Here is an 18498-nt window from a genome sequence, read left to right on the forward strand (position 1 = left end):
CGTGGAGCCCTCGCCTTCGCGATGGCGGCCGTCGTTTCGGTATCGGTCAGCGGCTGCGGCCTCCTCGGCGGCGACGATTCGTCCTCCTCCGGCGGCTCGGGGAATCTCGAGAAGTCGAAGATCAAGGTCGCCGTGATGTCGACCATCGACCTCGCCCCGCTGCGCCTCGCGCAGGACGGCGGCTACTTCAAGAACGAGGGCCTCGACGTCGAGGCCATCGAAGCCGCGACCGGCCAGGTCTCGCTGACCAAGCTGATCGGCGGCGAGGTCGACATCGCGTATGCGAGCTACACGCCGTTCTTCATCGCGATGAGCAAGGGCACCGCCGACATCAAGCTGGTCGCGGACGCCTCCTCCGCCGGTCCGAAGAGCACGATGCTGGTCACCCTGCCGACGTCGACGGTGAAGAGCGTCAGCGACCTGGCGGGCAAGAAGATCGGCATCACCGCGCCGAACACCGTGTCGGACACACTGTCCAAATCGGTCATGAAGGACCACGGCGTCGACGCCGGCAAGGTGCAGTGGGTGCCGATCCCGCTGCCGAACATCGGGACCGCGCTCAAGAACGGTGACATCGATGCCGGCTTCCTGACCGAGCCCTTCATCACCCAGACCGCGAAGCAGGCGGGCACCGTCCCGGTCGTGGACACCGCCACCGGCGCCACCCAGGACTTCCCCACCGCGGGCTACGGATCGCTCGGCAAGTTCGTGAACGAGAACCCGAAGACCGTGGCCGCCTTCCAGCGCGCCATGCAGAAGGCGACCCGGGACGCGGCGGACCGCTCCAAGATCGAGCCGCTGCTGGTCAAGTACGCCAAGATCGACCAGGACACCGCCGCGCTGACCACGCTGCTGACCTTCCAGTCCACCCTGGACCCCCGCCGCATCCAGCGGGTCCCGGATCTGCTCCTGCAGATGGGCGCCATCCAGACCAAGATCGACGTCGGCCCGATGATCGCGCCGCAGACCACCAGTTGATGACACGCGGTTACTTCGAATTGCGGTTCCACCCGCAATTCGATCACTGAAAGTAATGTTGTCCAAGCGGGTGATCAGGTGATCGGGCGAATGGCCTAAAATGATCATCCGCTGACAACACCCATTGTGAGCAGGTGGGCAAATCTCTAAGGTGACCGCGTGCCTGGCGAATTGAAGCCACGACACGGATGAAAAAACCCCAACGGTGATTCATTGTTTCCGAGGAGCTGGCTTTGTTTCGAAACGCCATGAGCAGGAGTGGTGCGCGTAGAGGCCGAGGTGCCGTCGGCGTCGCCCTGAGCGCGCTCATGCTGGCCACGTTGGGCGCCTGTGGCGCCCTCGGCGGCGATGACACGTCCAAAGCGTCCGGTGGTGGTGACGGCGCACTGGAGAAGCCGAAGATCAAGGTGGCCCTGCTGCCGGTCGTCGACCTCGCGCCGCTGCGGCTGGCGCAGGAAGCCGGCTACTTCAAGGCCGAAGGTCTCGAGGTCGAAGCGGTCGACGCCCCCAGCGGCCAGCAGGCGATGACCAAGATGATCGGCGGCGAGGTCGACATCGCCTTCTCCACCTACATGCCGTTCTTCGTCGCGAAGAGCAAGGGCGCCGCCGACATCCGGCTCGTCGCCGACTCCGTGTCGGCCAGCCCCAAGAGCAACGCGGTCGTCACGGTGCCGAACTCCACGGTCAAGACGATCAACGACCTCGCGGGCAAGAAGATCGCGATCACCGACAAGAACACCGCCTCCCACCTGCTCACCGTCTCGGTGATGAAGGACCACGGCGTCGACACCAGCAAGGTCCAGTGGGTGCCGATGGCGCTGCCGAACATCGCCGCCGCGCTCGGATCGGGCCAGGTCGACGCGGGCTACCTGCCCGAGCCGTTCCTGACCCAGGCGTCCAAGGTCGTCGGCGCGACCCCGGTCGTCGACATCGCGACCGGCGCCACCACGGACTTCCCCCTGGCGGGCTTCGGCGCGCTCGGCTCCTTCGTGGACAAGAACCCGAAGACGCTGGCCGCGTTCCAGCGCGCACTGGCCAAGGCCGTGCGCGAATCGGCCGACCGCTCCAAGATCGAACCGATGATCGTCAAGTACGCCAAGGTCGACGCCGAAACCGCCTCACTGCTCACGCTGCCGACGTTCGGGGCCACCCTGGACGCCCGTCGCCTGCAGCGCGTGCCGGATCTGCTGCTGCAGACCGGAGTGATCTCGGCCAAGCTCGACGCCGCTCCGATGCTCGCCCCTCAAGCTGGATAAAGGTCAAGGTGCCACGACTTCTCCGTGCTCTGGCCGGTCTGGCCGGTTTCTTCCTCATCTGGGAAGTGATCGTCCAGGCCGGCCTGGTCCGTAAAGAGTTCCTTCCCCCGCCGACCGTCGTCCTCGTGACGATCTTCGAACAGTTCGGCGAGACCCAGTTCATCCGGGACCTGATCGCCACGTTCCTCGCGTGGGCGATCGCCCTGCTGATCGCGGTCGCCATCGCCGTACCCGCCGGTCTGCTGCTGGGCAGCATCCCCGGCCTGCGCACCGCGACCGCGGTGGTCATCGAGTTCCTGCGGCCGATCCCCGCCGTCGCGCTGATCCCGCTGGTGCTCCTGCTGATCGGCGGTGGCCCCGAAGCGAAGATCACGCTGGCCGTGTACGCGTCGTTGTGGCCCATCATGTTCAACACGATCTACGCGCTCGGCGAGATCGACCCCGTCCTGCAGGAGACCGCGAAAGCCTGCGGTACCAGCAAGTTCCGGACGTTGACGTCGGTGGCGCTGCCGCATACCGCGCCGTTCGTGTTCACCGGGGTCCGGCTGTCCGCCAACATCGCGCTGATCGCGGTGGTCAGCACCGAATTCCTCGCCGGGGCCAAACTCGGCATCGGCAACTTCATCATGCAGGCCAGCACCGGCTCCACCAGGTTCGACCTCGTGCTCGCGGGCACCGTGGTGGTCGGCGCGCTCGGCTTCCTCATCAACGGCGGACTCGAGATGATCGGCAGGCGGGCGTTCCGCTGGAGCACGGTCGACCGGGAGGCGGTCTCGTGACGACCCTCACGCTGACCAGCCGCGTCGGCAGGCGCGTGGGCCGGGGTATCGGCATCCTCGTCCGCAACTGGCTGCTCTTCTTCGCCCTGCTCGGGATCTGGGAGCTCGCGACCCGGCTCGCGGAGAGCCCGTTCTTCCCGCCGCCGACCGAAATCCTGACCACGTCGGCGAAACTGTGGTTCACCGGTCCGGCCTCACAACTGTTCCTCACCGACACCGTGTTCGCCAACGTCCTGCCGAGCCTCGGCCGGACACTCGGCGGCTGGCTGCTGGCCGGCGCGCTCGGCGTCGCCCTGGGGGTCATGTTCGGCCGGTCCAAGACCGGGATGGACTACGTCGGACCGCTTTTCGCGTTCTTCCGCTCGGTGCCGCCGCCCGCGCTGATCCCGGTGTTCATCGTCCTTTTCGGACTCGGGCCGGGCATGCAGACCGGATCGATCATCTTCGGCGCGATCTGGCCCGTGCTGCTCAACACCGTGGACGGTGTCCGCTCGGTGGACCAGGTGAAGATCGACACCGCGAAATCGTTCCGGACCCCGCGGTCGTACTGGGTGCGCTCGATCGTGCTGCCCGCCGCCGGGCCGAAGATCTTCGCGGGGCTGCGGCTGAGCCTGTCCATTTCCCTGCTGCTGATGGTGATCTCGGAACTGGTCGGCTCCTACAACGGCATCGGCCGGTCACTGATGGACGCCCAGCAGGCGTTCGACTTCCCGCTCATGTGGTCGTGGCTCGTCCTGCTCGGGCTCCTCGGCTTCGGGTTCAACGCGGCCTTCCTCGCGGTGGAGCAGAGAGTGCTCCGCTGGCAGCCCACCCGCAACGGCCGTCTCTAGTTTTCGAAGGGTCAGCAAGATGTCAACCATGCTCGAAGTCTCCGGGCTGAACCACCGTTACGGCGCGGGAGAAAAGGCGCACATCGCGGTCAACGATCTGTCGTTCACCGTGGAAGCGGGGCAGCTCGCGAGCATCGTCGGCCCGTCGGGTTGCGGCAAGTCGACGCTGCTGCGCTGCATCGCCGGGCTGATCAAGCCGACGTCCGGCCGCGTCAGCCTGCACGGCGACGACGTCTCCGGCGTGCCGGAGGATCTGGCCGTGGTGTTCCAGGACTACAGCCGCTCACTGTTCCCGTGGCTCTCGGTCGCGAAGAACGTCGAATTCCCCTTGCGGTGGCGTAACTTGAGCCGCTCCGAGCGCCGGACGCGGGCGCAGGAGGCGCTGGATTCGGTCGGCCTGTCCGAAGTCGGCTCGAAGTTCCCGTGGCAGCTCTCGGGCGGTATGCAGCAGCGCGTGTCGATCGCGCGAGCACTGGCCAGCCGTCCCGCCCTGCTGCTGATGGACGAGCCGTTCGCGTCGGTCGACGCGCAGACGCGGTTCGAACTCGAAGACCTGACCCGGCGCGTGCAGCGCGAGAACGGCAGCACGGTTCTCGTTGTCACGCACGACATCGACGAGAGCGTCTACCTGTCGGACCGGGTGCTGGTGCTGTCGAAGTCACCCGCCAAGATCGTCGCGGATCTGCCGGTCGGGCTGCCCGCGGAGCGGGACCAGATCACCACGCGCGAGTCCGCGGAGTTCGTGACGCTGCGCGGTGAAGTGGCGCGGCTGCTGCACGGTGGCGCCCCGGAGGCCGTCACCGCGGCTTCCGACGCGGCCGAGTACGAACTCGCGCAGCAGGACGCCGAAGCCGACGCTGCCGCCTCCGAGGTGCGCGCGAAGAGCTGACTCATCCGAGGGGTGAGTCAAATGCGGCCGTGTCCCGAGTGTCCACAAGGGACACTTCCTGTCGGGTGAATGTCCGATTAATGACCAGATGTGCGACACAAAAGGCCCAAATCGGGCACTGTCGGCTCGGACTGTGTCCCTTATGGACAGTCGAGAAGGTACCCGGGTCCCGCCCCGGCACGCCACCCTCGACAAGTACATGAAGGCCCCCTTCCTTGCGTCTAGCGCAAGGAAGGGGGCCTTCATGTACTTCCAGCGACCCCAGCGCCTCAGTACAGCGTGCGCGGGTTCGCGTCGATGCGGACGTGCACCAGATGCGGCCGCTCGTCCGGCAGCGCGGCTTCCAGCGTCGGTTTGAGGTCTTCGGCCTTCTCGACGACCGACGTTCCCAGCCCCAGGCTCTTCGCCAGCGCCGGGAAATCGATGCCGCCGAGGTCGACGCCCGGCACCTTCTCGCCGCCCGCGGCCTCGCCGAGGATGCGCACGGCGGCGTACTGCGAATTGTCGAAGATCACGAACGTCACCGGCAGGTGCTGCTGCGCCGCCGTCCACAGTGCCTGGACGCAGTACATGCTCGACCCGTCGCCGAGGATGGCGACGACCTTGCGGTCCGGGCGGGCCAGCGCGACGCCGACGGCGGCGGGCAGGCCGTAGCCCAGGGTGCCGCTGGCGACGGTGAAGAAGCCAGAGTCGGTGGACTTGATCGGCAGGTGGTCGTGCAGTTCGTTGCGGTGGCTCGGGGTCTCTTCGACGACGATCGCGTTGTCCGGCAGGACTTCCGAGATCACCGAGTAGGCGAAGCCCGGCGTGATCGGGGTGACCGCGGCGGGCTTTTCCATCCGGGTGCGGGATTTCGGCGCCTCCCGCGGCGCGGCGCGCTCCAGCAGAGCGCGGATGGCGAGCTTCGGCGTCGCGCGGATGCCGGTGCCGGCCTCGGCCCTGGCGAGGACCTGTTCGTCGGCGTTGACCACGAACAGCGGCGGCATCGAGATCTCCGACTCGCCGCGGTACACGTGGTAGATGAACGCCGGGGCGCCGATGACGACCACGAGGTCGTGGTCGATCAGTGCGCTCGCGAGCGCTTTGCGTTCCGGCTGCAGGAAACCGAAGAACTGCGGGTGGTCCTCGGGGAACGAGCAACGCGCCGCCATCGGCGACGCCCAGACGCCCGCGCCGACCTTCTCGGCCAGCTCCACGAGATCCGGTACGGCGCCCTCGTCGTCGACACCCGCGCCGACCACGATGGCCGGATGCTCGGCGGCGTCCAAAGCGGACACCAATTCGTCCAAAGCGGACGGATCGGGCGCGAAACCGCGGATCGTCGGCCGGGAGACGATCGGCTTCGTGGTCTCGACGTCCCAGTCGTCCACGGGCACCGAGACGAACACCGGCCCCATGGGCGCCTGGGTCGCGACGTGGTACGCCCGCGCCAGCGCCGCCGGGACGTCTTCGGCCCTCGCCGGTTCGCAGCTCCACTTCACGTACGGCTTGGGGAAGTTCGCCGCCTCGACGGCACCGAGGAACGGATCGTCCGGCAGGAGCGACCTGGTCTGCTGGCCGGCGACGATGATCAGCGGCGCGTTGTTGCGGTACGCGGTGAAGATGTGCCCGAGCGCGTGGCCGACCCCGCCGGCGGAGTGCAGGTTCACCAGCGTCGCCCGCCGCGTCGCCCGCGCGTACCCGTCGGCCATCGCGACGACGGACGCCTCATGGAGCGCGAGAACGTAGGTGAAGTCGTCCGGCCACTCCGTCAGGAAGGCGATCTCGGTCGTGCCCGGATTGCCGAAAACGGTGGTCAGGCCCAGATCGCGCAGCAGTTCCCTGGTCGCGTCACGTACGGTGCGGGTAGCCATGACCACACGGTATCTGGTCGGAACCCGATAGTTGAAGATGCAACCTCATATCACCGTATGTGGTCTGGACCTGACCCCTTGCGTACGGCCTACTCCTTGACCAGAGCCGCCCACGCGCGAACGGCCGCGACGTCCACATCGGACTCCCAGCCGCCGGGACGGACCGCGCTTCCGACGTGGAACGCGCCCACCCCGCCCGCCCGCAGCAGATGCACCTGCTGCGCGCGCAGGCCGCCGCCGACCAGCAGCCGCGGCCCGTCCGAGCGGCGGGCGAGCCGCTGCAGCACCGAAAGTCCGTGCGCCACGCCGTGCGGATGCCCGGCCGCGAGCACCGTGTCGCAGCCGAGCGCGGTCAGCTGGTCGTAGGCGCGCAACGGGTCCCGCGCGCGGTCGATGGCGCGGTGGAAGGTCCACGGCAGCCCGTCGAGCTCCTTGACCAAGGTCTCGCAGGCGTCGACGTCGATTTCGCTTTCCAGGTCCAGGAAACCGAGCACGAACTCCCGCGCGCCCGCGTCGATCAGCCGCACGGCGTCCGCGCGCAGTCCGTCGAGATCACCGGCGGCGAAGGACATGTTGTCGCGCAGCATGACCCGCACCGGAAGGTCGGTGGCGGCGAGTACGTCGCGCAGCGTCTCGACCGACGGCGTGAGACCGTCGCTGGCCATGTCGCTGACCAGTTCGAGGCGATCGGCCCCGCCCTCCTGTGCGCGCTCCGCGTCCGCCGCGGTCAGCGCGATCACTTCCAGCAGGCCGGTTTTCGGGCTCATGGACCTTCCAATTCGCTTAGTCCGAGGGGTTGTCGTCACCCCTGGCGTGGCGACCGCGCCGGAATCCGCCTTGCAGGCTGGTCATCCGTTCGCGGACCGCTTCGGGGGAAAGTGAGAGTATCGGCCTCTCCCCTCGCGGCTTCTCCGGCCTGTCGTCCTGCGACCGGGCCTCGGGAACGACGGCGGGCAGCACCGGCCAGGTCTCCTCCGCCCCGTCCTCTTGTTCCAGCTCGGCGGGTGTCGGCCAAGCGGGTTCCGGCTCCGGCGCCCTTTCTTTCGGCACCAGAGCCTTCGGCCGCACCGGCTTCAGCGTCGGCTCGGTCGGCTCGTCCGGGTCCTGCGCGGGTTCCTCCCGTGCGGCGCTCTCCTCGGCCGCCTTCACCGGTTCGAACGAGGGCAAGGAGGGCGGGCCGGGTTCGGCGGGCGAAGGCCCTTCGCGCGGGCCGCCGTGGTCGAACCACTGCGAAAGCACGCTCTGGTACTTGGGCATCCGCTCGGTCGGCGAGTCCAGCTCGAGATGGTTGGCGGCGTCGTCGTCCGAAGACGGCCACTCCGGCTGGGTCTCGCGTTCGACGACGGGAGCGCGCCGCAGCGGCCCGGGATCCAGCACGGGCGCGAACCGCGACTCCTCGACGCTCTCCTGGAGTTCCGGCAGCGGCGGGACTTCCAGCGGCGGCTCGGGTTCCGGCTCGGGAACGACGACGACGGGCGGGGGCTCCGGCAGTTGGGCGGGCTGGGGCGCTTCGACGATGAGCGCGGCGGGCACGACGACCACCGCGGTGATCCCGCCGCCGTCGGCGGACCGCAGGCGGACGTCGATCCGGTGCCGGACGGCCAGTGTCGCGACCACGAACAGGCCCATCCGCCGCGAGACCTCGACGTCGACGTCCGGCGGATTCGCCAGCCGCGCGTTGGTGCGGTCGATCTCCGCCTGCGGCATCCCGGCGCCGTGGTCGGTGATCTCGATCTGCCATTCGCCGCGTTCGGTCTCGTGCCCCTCGACCTGCACCATCGTGCTCCGGTCCGAATAGCGGGTCGCGTTCTCCAGCAGTTCGGAGACCACGTGCACGAGGTCGTTGACGGCCTCGCCGCGCACCGCGATCCGCGGCGCGGCGCCGAGTTCGATCCGCTGGTAGTGCTCGACCTCCGAGAGCGCGGCGCCGATGATCTCGTCGGCGACGACGGCGCCACCGTCCTCACGGACGACGTCGGTCCCGGAGAGCACCAGCAGGTTCTCGCTGTTGCGGCGCATCCGGGTCGCGAGGTGGTCGAGCTCGAAGAGCCCGGCGAGCGTGTCGGGATCCTGTTCGTCGGCCTCCATGCGGTCCAGCACGGACAGCTGCCGCTCGACCAGATCCTGGCTCCGCTGCGACAGGTTCACGAACATCGCGTTGATGTTCTCCCGCAGCATGGCCTGTTCCCCGGCGAGCCGGACGGCCTCGCCGTGCACCGCGTCGAACGCGCGCGCCACCTGGCCGAGTTCCTCGCGGCTGAACACCGGGACCGGCGCGACGGCCAGCCGGCGCCGCAGGTTCTCCGGCTGCGGTTCGGGATCGCTGAGCAGACCTGCGACGGCCGCCGGGAGCTGGTGTTCGGCGACCTGGAGCGCGCTGCGGCGCAGGATCCGCAGCGGCCGCAACAGCGAACGCGCGATGATCACCGAGAGCACCCCGGCGACGAGCAGTACGCCGAGCACGATGCCGCCGTCCCAGATCGCGGACGTTCTCGCCTGTGCAGCCAGGGTGTCGGTGCGTTCCTGCAACTGGACGAGCAGCGCCTGCTGCACCTGGTGGGCCAGATTGACCGTGTAGGTGGCCGAGGTGTCCCACTGGTTCGGGTCCAGCCCGCCGAGCCCCTGATCGTTCTCGGCGCGGATGAGCGCCGACTCCACCATGTCGTTGCCGATGTCGACGATCAGCCCGATCACCGTGTCGTCGTACATCCGCTGCTGCTCGGGTGTCGCGAAGGTGCGGTAGTCGTTGCGGGCGGCGGCGAGTTCGGCCTCCGCGCCGAGCAGCGCGCGGGTCCGGTCGCGGTTGAGACCGCCCTGGGCGAGCGCGGCCGCCATGATCGCGCGCTTGACCGACATCTGATCCTTGACCCGCGCGAGGGCGTTGCCCGCGAGGCGGAGCTTCCCCAGATCCGGATCGGACACGTCGGCGGCGGTGGCATCGCTGATGTCGAGCAGGCCGGAGATCAGTTCGCTGTAGGAGCGCAGCACCGCGTCGGCGGGAAAAGCCGAGTGTTCCGCGGAAAACCGGAGTCCGGTGAGCACGCGCAGGCGGTCGCTGGTCAGTTGCAGACTCGTCGCGGCCTTGCCGCCGAGCCTGTTCTTGCTTTCGCCGAGGGTGCGGTCGAACGTACCGATGGCCTCGTCGGCGCGCTTGCGCTGCTCGGTCAGTTCGGAGACGTCGCCCTTGCGATCGCCCGCGACGAACCGGACGGTGAGGTCCCGTTCACGCTGGAGCTGGTGCACGGCTTCGGCGACGGTGCTGTCGACCCGGCCGCGGGTGGCGAATTCGGCCAGCTGCCGGGCGTCACGCAGATCCGAGTTGACCCGGAGCCCGACGAGGGCGACCACCGCGAGCGCGGGGATCAGGAGCACCACGAAGAGCTTGGTGCGCAGGTGCCAGTTCCGGAGCCGCCATCGTCCGCCGACACGAGGATGCCGTTCCGCCGCGTCGCCCCCACGGGGACGCTTGTCGCGACGGGCCACCTGGTTTCCTTTTCCCACCACGGGACCCTTTCCCATGGCTGACATCGGGGACGAGAGCCCGAACCTACTGTAGAGTAACAAGGTTCGAGGACGATCGAAAGCCGCGCAATCCGGCGTCTCCCGCAGGCGATCGTATGGGGCACGGACCATACGATCCAGAAGGAGGAGCACATTCTCTCGGTAGGTGAGCGGTGACGAAGATGCGCGTCTTGGCGATTCCGCTGGTAGCGGCCCTGCTGGCGATCGCCGGTTGCGGAGTGTTTTCCGGTGGTGACGCAAGTACCGACGCGCCACTCGAACGGACGGAACTACGCGTCGGCGTCGGAAGCCCCATCGACACGGCACCCCTGCGGGTCGCCGTCGCCGAAGGGAAGTTCACCGCCGCGGGCCTTTCCGTCACCCTCGTCGATGTCCCCGGCGACCAGGCGATCGGCAAGCTCGCCGCGGGCGAAGTCGACATCGCGTTCGCCAGCGACGTCTCGATCTTCCGCGCCGCCGCGGCCGGGACGCCACTGCAACTCCAGGGCGAGGCCTACACCGCCGGCCGCAACACCATGGCGCTCGTCACACTCCCCGGCTCCGACTACACCGAGCCGACGCTCAAGAAGTCACCGAAGATCGCGGTGAACATGCTCGACGACGTCGGTGTGCTGGCCGCCCGCTCGGTCTTCGGGACCGCGGGCATCGACGTGACCCGGATCCAGTTCGAACAGCACCCGTTCGACCGGATGCCGCAGGCGTTGCAGGCGGGCGAAGTCGACGCCGCGTGGATGGTCGAGCCGTACATCACCAGGGCCGAGAAGGAACTCGGGGCGAGCATCCTCGCCGACGGCGCCCGCGGCGCGACCCTGGACTTCCCGATGTCGGCCTACGTCTCGTCAGGGGCCTTCGGCCAGGGCAACGCCCGCACGCTCGCGGTGTTCCGGAAGGTGCTCGGCGAAGCGCAGGTGCGAGCGGCCGACTCCGCCGTCGTCCGCGACGCGCTGCCGACGTTCTCCGACATCGACCGCACCACGGCTTCGCTGATCTCGCTCGGGACCTACCCGGTCTCCCTCAACGGCATCCGGCTGCAACGCGTCGCCGACCTGATGCACAACTCGGGCATGATCGGCGCCCGGCTCGACGTGCAGGCGCTGGTGCCGCGGCCTTAAATGTTCTCCCCCGTCGGCCGCAGGCACACGGTGCGCTCGGGCGGTCCGGTGTAGTGCAGCGCCGTGTCGTCCGACGAGCACGCGCTCTCCGACGACCCCCGCGTCACGACGGCTCGCGCCTCCGCGCTGATGTCCGTGCAGCGCACCTTCGCGATCCGCGTCTCGTGCACGACGTCGCGCAGGCAGTCCCCGGTCTCGACGTTCAGCGCCAGGCAGAGCGTCTTCTGGGCCTTCTTGCTCGACGAACTCCCGTACAGCTCGAACTGGATGTAGTCGGAGTCGCGGCAGCCGGACGAGCCCGTGCGCACCTCGTCGATGCGGAAGGTCGCACGGCTCGACGTGCAGCTGGCGGTCGTGTAGCTCTGGTTGCCGCCCGCCTCGTCGGTCAGGTACAGGCATTTGCCCGCCTCGACCTTGGAGTACCTGCTCGACTGCGAAATCCCCCAGGCGGCCAGGCTCCCCAGGCCCAGCGCGGCGACGACGCCGAGCACGATCGAAACCTTGGCCGGCACACTCAGCGGTCGCGGCTTCGGGAACGGTGTCGGCGGTCCCACCTCCGGCATCGGAGGCAGCGGCGCGGGCGCGTTGAACGGGTCGTACTCGGGCGTCCCGCCGGTCGGTGTTGTCGTCAAGGTCCCCTCCTCCTCGCCTGAGGCACATCCTTCCACCAGCGGTGCCGCGACGGGAGCCGGTGTGGCCGGAACGTATAAAGGACGGTGTGACCGATGGCCCGCTGATCGTCCAATCCGACAAGACCGTGCTCCTCGAGGTCGACAACAGCCAGGCCGACGACGCGCGGATCGCCATCGCGCCGTTCGCCGAACTGGAACGCGCGCCCGAGCACGTCCACACCTACCGGATCACGCCACTGGCGTTGTGGAACGCCCGTGCGGCCGGCCACGACGCCGAACAGGTCGTCGACGCGCTGACGTCCTACTCACGGTTCCCCGTGCCCCAGCCGCTGCTCATCGACATCGTCGACACGATGGGCCGGTTCGGCCGGTTGCAGATCGCCAACCACCCGGCGCACGGCCTGGTCATGTCGACCATCGACCGCGCGGTGCTGGAGGAGATCCTCCGGCACAAGAAGATCAGCCCGATGCTGGGCGCGCGCATCGACGAAGACACCGTGATCGTGCACCCGTCCGAACGCGGACGGCTGAAGCAGGCGCTGCTGAAGGTCGGCTGGCCCGCGGAGGACCTCGCGGGTTACGTCGACGGCGAGGCGCACCCGATCGAGCTGGCCGAGGTCGACTGGGAGCTGCGCGACTACCAGCGCAAGGCCGCCGAGGCGTTCTGGGCGGGCGGGTCCGGCGTCGTCGTGCTGCCCTGTGGCGCGGGCAAGACGCTGGTCGGCGCCGCGGCCATGGCGCACGCGAAGGCGACCACGCTGATCCTGGTGACGAACACCGTCGCCGGACGGCAGTGGAAGCGGGAACTGATCGCGCGCACCTCGCTCACCGAGGAGGAGATCGGCGAATACTCCGGGGAGAAGAAGGAGATCCGGCCGGTCACCATCGCGACTTACCAGGTGGTGACGCGCAAGACCAAGGGCGAGTACCGGCACCTGGACCTGTTCGACTCGCGGGACTGGGGCCTGGTGGTCTACGACGAGGTCCACCTGCTGCCCGCGCCGGTGTTCCGGATGACCGCGGACCTCCAGTCGCGGCGGCGGCTCGGGCTGACAGCGACCCTGGTGCGCGAAGACGGGCGCGAAGGCGACGTCTTCTCCCTGATCGGCCCGAAGCGATACGACGTCCCTTGGCGCGACATCGAGGCGCAGGGCTGGATCGCGCCGGCGGAATGCACCGAGGTCCGGGTGACCCTGACGGACGCCGAGAGGCTCGCGTACGCGACCGCCGAGGCCGAAGAGCGGTACAAACTGGCGGCGACCGCGGACACCAAGACCAAGGTGATCAAATCGCTGGTCGACCGGCATCCGGGTGAGCCGACACTGGTCATCGGGGCCTACCTCGACCAGCTGGAGATGATCGGCGACGAACTCGACGCGCCGGTGATCCAGGGCGCGACCCGGAACAAGGAACGCGAGGAACTGTTCGACGCGTTCCGGCGCGGTGAGATCAGGACACTGGTCGTTTCGAAGGTCGCGAACTTCTCGATCGACCTGCCGGAGGCCTCGGTCGCGATCCAGATCTCCGGGACGTTCGGCTCGCGGCAGGAGGAGGCCCAGCGGCTCGGACGGCTGCTGCGGCCCAAGGGCGACGGACGGCAGGCGCATTTCTACTCGGTCGTCTCGCGGGACACCGTCGACACGGAGTACGCGGCGCACCGGCAGCGGTTCCTGGCCGAACAGGGCTACGCGTACCGGATCGTGGACGCGGACGACCTGCTGCGCCCCATGTAGGGACCTTTGCTACCGCTTGCCCCCCCGGCGGCGCCGAAGTCCGTGAGGGCCTCCTTCCCTACTTTGAGGGTAGGGAAGGAGGCCCTCACGGACTTTGGGTGGACGCGAAGGGCGAGTTTCCTCCGCTGAGCCGGGGGGAAGGGGTCCTTCACGCGCCGCTTGTGGTGCTACCGGGGCTCGAATGTCCACTGTGGACACTCCCCTGCGGCCGCTGTGACACCAGTGACGCATGGGGCGGCACCCTCGACATCCCGCAAACGGGGTATCGAAAACTGTCGGTGCTTCGAACTAGTGTTCGGGTAGAGTTGACCGAACACCAGTTCGAGGGGAAGCCGATGACGATCGCACCGTTCCGCCCGGGTACGCCGCCCGTCCAGACCCTGCCGCCCGGCCGGTGGCACGGCCGGATCTGGGTTTCGGATCTGCCTTTGGCCAGGCCGGAGCGCTACACCGGCTGCGTCGCGGAGTTCGACCGTTCGGGGCTGTGGCCGGTGCTGATCCCGCACGACCAGCGTTTCGCGGCCAACGGCGAGGACTGGATCGACGACCGCGGCAGGCTCGCTCCCGCCGATCACCGGATCTCCTCGGTGGATCCGGCGGAGGTGCTGGCCCGCTGGTGGGACACGTCGTGCTGCGACGGCGCCTGCCTGCGCCCGTTCGGCGCGAAGTTCCCCGGTCTGGCGCGCCGTCCGTCGCGCCGGGCGGATCCGCTGGCCGAGGCGGGCAACACCGGTTCGATCCTCGCCGCGCGCGGGCAGCATCGGCTGGCGCTGGTGCAGACCGAGCGGCCCGCCGACATCCCGGCGATCCTCGGTTGGACGGGCATGATCAAGGCGACCGATCAGGTCCACGAGCTGTCCGCGGTCCTGCGCAGCTGGGAAGACCGGTTCGGCGCGACGCTCACGGTGCTGGGCTTCGATTCGATGGAGCTGTCGGTGGCCGCGCCGCCGCGCACCCAGGGCCGCGCGCTCACGGTCGCCGCCGAGCACCGTTCGTTCTGCCTGCCCGCGTTCGCCGGTCAGCCGGGCAATCTGCGCGAGTTCGCCTCCAGTCTGGTCCAGACCCGCAGGTGGCGGTTCTCGTGGGCGTGAGGGCGCGTTTGCGCGCGCGGGAGAGGGGGAATCAGAGCAACGCGGGAAGGCGGTGATCGACGTCGCGGAGCTGAGGATCGGCACTTCGGGCTGGCGCTACCCACCGTGGCGCGGGGACTTCTACCCGCGCGGCCTGGTGCAGCGGCGCGAGCTGGAATACCTGTCGTCCCGGATGAACTCGGCGGAGATCAACGGCTCGTTCTACTCGCTGCAACGTCCCGAGCGGTACCGGGCGTGGGCCGAACAGACACCGGACGACTTCGTCTTCGCCGTCAAGGGCGGCCGCTTCATCACGCATATGAAGCAGCTGCGTGACGTCGAGACGCCGCTGGCGAACTTCTTCGCGTCCGGGGTGCTGGCGCTCGGCCGGAAACTGGGTCCGTTCCTCTGGCAGTTGCCACCGCGGCTGGCGTTCGACGCCGAGCGGGTCGAGGGGTTCTTCGAGCTGTTGCCGCGCACCAGTCACGCCGCCGCCGCGCTCGCGCACAAACACGACGACAAGCTGAAGGCCGAACCGCACACCGATCCGAAGCCGCGCCGGAAGCTCCGGCACGCCGTCGAAGTACGGCATCCGAGCTTCGCCGAGCCCGAAAGCCTCGCACTGTTCCGGAAACACGGCATCGCGCTCGTGGTAGCCGACACCGCGGGCAAGTTCCCGTTCGTCGACGAGATGACGAGCGACGAATTCGCGTACGTCCGCCTGCACGGCGACGAGGAACTGTACGTCAGTGGGTACAGCGACAAGGCCTTGAAACAGTGGGCCCGGAAGATCAAGGGCTGGGGCCGCGACACGTACGTCTACTTCGACAATGACGTCAAGGTCGAGGCGCCGAAGAACGCGATCGCCCTCGCGGAACTCCTGGCTTGACCGCGCACGCTGCACAGTCAGCGCGCAGTGAGCGGTGTCCTGTTAAGTGAGGCCTGAGGTCACGGGCGTACTCGCGTGCTGCGACTGGGGGTCGGCACGCCGGTCGCCCGTGCCTCACCTCGCCTTGGCCGCGTCGCCCACGAGCGAGGCCAGCTTCGTGCGGACGTCCTCGGCGTCCGGATGCGACAGTTCGGTCAGCACCCGGACCGAGCGCAGCCAGCATTCGCGCGCCGCCGGGGGATCACCGCGCCGCAGATGGATTCCGCCGAGCTGCGCCAGCACGTCGGCCGCCTCGTAGAGCTCGCCGTGGGCGAAGAACATCTCGACGGCTTGCCGCATGCAGGCGATGCCCTCGTCGCCACGACCGAGCCCGACGAGCGCGATGCCCTTGGTGTGCAGGGTGAAGCGGGCTTCGTCGGGGAGCGCGTGCGACTCCAGCGCCAAGGCCTGATCGGCGAAGTCGAGGGACTGCTCGAAGCGGCCGGCCTGAGCGCAGATGTCGCCGAGGGCCTGCAGCGCGCTGGCCTCCATGCCGGGGCCGACGTTGCTCTCCCGGATGAGCCGCAACGCGCGCGTCCCGTATTCCCAGGCCGTGTCGGGGTCCTGGCTGGCCAGCGTGAGGTTGTAGAGGGCCCGCGCCTCGCCTTGCCGGTCGCCGACCTGTCGCTGGAGTTCGACGACCTGCTTCAGGTAGGCGATGCTGTCCTCGTATTGGCGGGCGACCCCACAGGCCACTCCGAGTCCGCTGAGGATGGCGGCCTCACCGGAGCGGTCCCCCATGTCACGGGCGGCGCGGAGCGCCACGCCGAACACCGAACGCCAGTCCTCCAGCCGGGACCGCACGATGAAGTACGACTGCAGCAGCCACGCCAGCTGCCAGCATTCCCGGTACCGCCGCTCCCGGTACGCGATGTTCACCGCGGCGATGAGGTTGCCCGCTTCCTCGTCGAACCAGTCGAGCGCCTGTTCGTAGTGCCCGAACTTCAGTCCGGCGCCGTCGAAGCGCTCCGGTTCGACGAGCCGGTAGTGCCGGTCCGAACGCAAAAGCCGCGACGCGTTCAGCGCCGAAGCGAGCGACGCGTGGAGCAGCCTGTCCAGCACGCCCTTCCGCGCCTCGGGTCCGTCGAGTTCCGCCGAGAGTTCGGCCGCGTACGCGCGGATGAGGTCGTGGAACTGGTACCGGCCGGGACGGGGCCGCGCGATCAGGTGCGCGGAGGCCAGTTTCGCCAGATCCTCGTGCGCTTCCGCGATGTCGACCCCGGCCACCGCGGCGGCCGCGGCCGCACTGAAATCGCCGCCCGTGGGCAGGCCGAGGAGCCGCAGCATCCGCGCGGCGCGTTCGTCGAGCGCCCGGTACGAGTACGAGAAGACGGCCCGGATGTTCGTCTCGTCGCCGTCGGCGAGGTCGAACGAGCCCAGCCTGTCCTGTTCGGCTTCCAGCAGCCGGACGAACTCCCGCAGCGGGAGGTCCGGGAACTGCGCCGCCCGCACGGCGAGGATCCGGATGGCCAGCGGCAACCCGCCGCAGTAGCGGACGAACCGTTCGGTGGCCTCGGGATCCTCGGTGACCCTGTCCAGCCCGATCGTCGAAGCGACGAGGGCGATCGCGTCCTCGTCCGGCAGCTCCCCCAGCGCGACGCGACGCGCGCCGTGGGTCGCCACGAGCGCCTGCAACTGCCATCGGCTGGTCACCAGCACCAGACAGCCGGGGCCGGGCAGCAGCGGCCGGATCTGTTCGGTGCTCGCGGCGTTGTCGAGCAGGATCAGCATCCGGCGGCCCGCGCTGTGGGTGCGCCAGGTTGCCGCGCGGCCGTCGGCGCCGGCGGGGATCCGGTCGGCGGGGACACCGACGGAGACGAGCATGGTTTCGAGCGCGGCGGCGGCTTCGACCGGCTCGCCGGGGCCGTATCCGCGCAGGTTGAGGTACACCTGTCCGCCGGGGAAGCGATCGCCGACCTCGTGCGCGAAATGGATGGCGAGGGTCGTCTTGCCGATGCCGCCCATCCCCTCGATCGACGCGATGGACGTCGACCGCTCGGTGGCAGGCGCTTCCGGGACGAGTTCGTGCAGTGCCTTGAGGTCGCGCTGCCGACCGGAGAACACCCGCAGATCCGCCGGGAGCTGACGCGGGATCAGCGGTTCGGAGCCGAGCCGGTATCGCGTCAGCTCGGAGTCCAATGTGGTCTTGCCGGACTCTTCGCCGGTCAAGATCGCCTGGTGCGCCCGCCGCAGCGACGCGCCGGGATCCAGGCCGAGTTCTTCGGCAAGCACCGCGCCGATCCGGCGGTAGACGTTCAGCGCCTCGGCCTGCCTGCCGGAGCGGTAGAGCGCGATCATCAACTGTTCGTGCAGCCGCTCACGCAGCGGGTTCTCGCGGCACAACTTGGTCAACTCGGGGACGACGGTGGCGTGATCGCCGAGGGCGATGAGCGCGTCGGCCCACTGCTCACGGACGCGTAGTCGCTCTTCGCCCAGCTGGTCGGCTTCGTCCCGAAGCAGCGCTTCGGAGTGGACGTTCTGCAGCGCCGGGCCGCGCCATTCGGCCAGCGCGGCCTCGAACCGGTCCGCGGCGCGACGCGGATCGCCGTCTCCAGCGGCCCGCGTTCCCTCGGCGGTGAGCGCGCGGAAGCGGGCGAGGTCGAGCAGGCTTTCGTCGAGTTCGAGCAGGTAGCCGCCGCGTTCGGTGCGAATGGTGACCTCGTCGCCGAGCGCGCGGCGGACCCGCAGGATGTAGGTCTGCAGGGCTCCCTTGGACCGCCTCCGGTCGTCCGGCCACAGCCAGCGGCCCAGTTCCTCGACCGGCACCACCGTGTTCGCGCGCAGCAACAGGCCTGCCAGCACGATGAGCGGCCTGCTGCCGCCCAACGGAACCGGCAGCCCGTCGGCCGTGACCTCGGTGGGCCCCAGCACGCGAAAATCGAGTGCCACATCGCTCATTCTGTCCGTTAACGCCTG

Annotated in this window: 14 protein-coding genes; 9 read left to right on the top strand and 5 right to left on the bottom strand. The window is 68.9% G+C overall.

What is annotated here, in order from left to right:
• Window positions 1-21 precede the first annotated feature (21 nt).
• The 5 genes from ACLJO0_RS28485 to ACLJO0_RS28505 all read left to right on the top strand — a co-directional run bounded on the left by ACLJO0_RS28485 (window position 22) and on the right by ACLJO0_RS28505 (window position 4732).
• On the top strand, window positions 22-978 hold the full coding sequence (locus tag ACLJO0_RS28485) for an ABC transporter substrate-binding protein (protein ID WP_410581812.1): 957 nt from the start codon (window positions 22-24) through the stop codon (window positions 976-978).
• A 308-nt stretch (window positions 979-1286) separates the two neighbouring features.
• Entirely contained in the window at window positions 1287-2234 is a 948-nt protein-coding gene (locus ACLJO0_RS28490; RefSeq protein WP_410581813.1) for an ABC transporter substrate-binding protein, read from the top strand.
• Between the two features lie 8 nt (window positions 2235-2242).
• Window positions 2243-3013: an ABC transporter permease gene (locus ACLJO0_RS28495; RefSeq protein WP_410581648.1), complete on the top strand. Its 771-nt coding sequence runs from the start codon at window positions 2243-2245 to the stop codon at window positions 3011-3013.
• Window positions 3010-3843: an ABC transporter permease gene (locus ACLJO0_RS28500; RefSeq protein WP_410581650.1), complete on the top strand. Its 834-nt coding sequence runs from the start codon at window positions 3010-3012 to the stop codon at window positions 3841-3843. The genes ACLJO0_RS28495 and ACLJO0_RS28500 overlap by 4 nt, the downstream gene beginning before the upstream one ends.
• Before the next feature lie 19 nt (window positions 3844-3862).
• Entirely contained in the window at window positions 3863-4732 is an 870-nt protein-coding gene (locus ACLJO0_RS28505; protein ID WP_410581651.1) for an ABC transporter ATP-binding protein, read from the top strand.
• Window positions 4733-5001: 269 nt separating this feature from the next.
• Here ACLJO0_RS28505 and mdlC read toward each other — a convergent pair whose 3' ends face one another.
• The 3 genes from mdlC to ACLJO0_RS28520 form a co-directional block, all read right to left on the bottom strand.
• Entirely contained in the window at window positions 5002-6585 is a 1584-nt protein-coding gene (gene mdlC, locus ACLJO0_RS28510; RefSeq protein ID WP_410581652.1) for a benzoylformate decarboxylase, read from the bottom strand.
• A gap of 89 nt (window positions 6586-6674) precedes the next feature.
• The gene (locus ACLJO0_RS28515) at window positions 6675-7352 is read right to left on the bottom strand and encodes a copper homeostasis protein CutC (protein ID WP_410581653.1); all 678 of its coding nucleotides are present in this window, start codon (window positions 7350-7352) and stop codon (window positions 6675-6677) included.
• A gap of 16 nt (window positions 7353-7368) precedes the next feature.
• Entirely contained in the window at window positions 7369-10068 is a 2700-nt protein-coding gene (locus tag ACLJO0_RS28520) for a nitrate- and nitrite sensing domain-containing protein (RefSeq protein ID WP_410581654.1), read from the bottom strand.
• Between the two features lie 191 nt (window positions 10069-10259).
• Between ACLJO0_RS28520 and ACLJO0_RS28525 the strand changes: the two genes are divergently transcribed.
• Window positions 10260-11219 (top strand): ABC transporter substrate-binding protein, encoded by a 960-nt coding sequence (locus ACLJO0_RS28525; protein ID WP_410581655.1) that lies wholly within the window; start codon window positions 10260-10262, stop codon window positions 11217-11219.
• Here the strand turns inward: ACLJO0_RS28525 and ACLJO0_RS28530 are convergent.
• The gene (locus ACLJO0_RS28530; RefSeq protein ID WP_410581656.1) at window positions 11216-11851 is read right to left on the bottom strand and encodes a hypothetical protein; all 636 of its coding nucleotides are present in this window, start codon (window positions 11849-11851) and stop codon (window positions 11216-11218) included. The genes ACLJO0_RS28525 and ACLJO0_RS28530 overlap by 4 nt on opposite strands.
• A gap of 86 nt (window positions 11852-11937) precedes the next feature.
• On the opposite strand from ACLJO0_RS28530, the gene ACLJO0_RS28535 reads away from it, so the two are divergent.
• The 3 genes from ACLJO0_RS28535 (at window position 11938) to ACLJO0_RS28545 (ending at window position 15543) form a co-directional block, all read left to right on the top strand.
• Window positions 11938-13584, top strand: coding sequence for a DNA repair helicase XPB (locus ACLJO0_RS28535; protein ID WP_125782122.1), 1647 nt, complete (start codon window positions 11938-11940; stop codon window positions 13582-13584).
• A 335-nt stretch (window positions 13585-13919) separates the two neighbouring features.
• Entirely contained in the window at window positions 13920-14675 is a 756-nt protein-coding gene (locus ACLJO0_RS28540; protein WP_125782124.1) for a DUF4253 domain-containing protein, read from the top strand.
• 52 nt (window positions 14676-14727) lie between these two features.
• A complete protein-coding gene (locus ACLJO0_RS28545; protein ID WP_410581658.1) occupies window positions 14728-15543 on the top strand; it encodes a DUF72 domain-containing protein in 816 nt (271 codons plus the stop codon).
• 114 nt (window positions 15544-15657) lie between these two features.
• On the opposite strand, the gene ACLJO0_RS28550 is transcribed toward ACLJO0_RS28545, so the two are convergent.
• Entirely contained in the window at window positions 15658-18480 is a 2823-nt protein-coding gene (locus tag ACLJO0_RS28550) for a BTAD domain-containing putative transcriptional regulator (protein ID WP_410581660.1), read from the bottom strand.
• Window positions 18481-18498: the final 18 nt, after the last annotated feature.

The sequence above is a fragment of the Amycolatopsis sp. lyj-108 genome, assembly GCF_046549005.1.
GTDB lineage: Bacteria > Actinomycetota > Actinomycetes > Mycobacteriales > Pseudonocardiaceae > Amycolatopsis.

What these genes read in the sequence shown, in the direction of transcription:
- mdlC (WP_410581652.1), bottom strand. Translation starts at nt 6,585, where the DNA reads ATGGCTACCCGCACCGTACGTGACGCGACCAGGGAACTGCTGCGCGAT.
- ACLJO0_RS28515 (WP_410581653.1), bottom strand. Translation starts at nt 7,352, where the DNA reads ATGAGCCCGAAAACCGGCCTGCTGGAAGTGATCGCGCTGACCGCGGCG.
- ACLJO0_RS28540 (WP_125782124.1), top strand. Translation starts at nt 13,920, where the DNA reads ATGACGATCGCACCGTTCCGCCCGGGTACGCCGCCCGTCCAGACCCTG.
- ACLJO0_RS28490 (WP_410581813.1), top strand. Translation starts at nt 1,287, where the DNA reads ATGCTGGCCACGTTGGGCGCCTGTGGCGCCCTCGGCGGCGATGACACG.
- ACLJO0_RS28505 (WP_410581651.1), top strand. Translation starts at nt 3,863, where the DNA reads ATGTCAACCATGCTCGAAGTCTCCGGGCTGAACCACCGTTACGGCGCG.
- ACLJO0_RS28550 (WP_410581660.1), bottom strand. Translation starts at nt 18,480, where the DNA reads ATGAGCGATGTGGCACTCGATTTTCGCGTGCTGGGGCCCACCGAGGTC.
- ACLJO0_RS28485 (WP_410581812.1), top strand. Translation starts at nt 22, where the DNA reads ATGGCGGCCGTCGTTTCGGTATCGGTCAGCGGCTGCGGCCTCCTCGGC.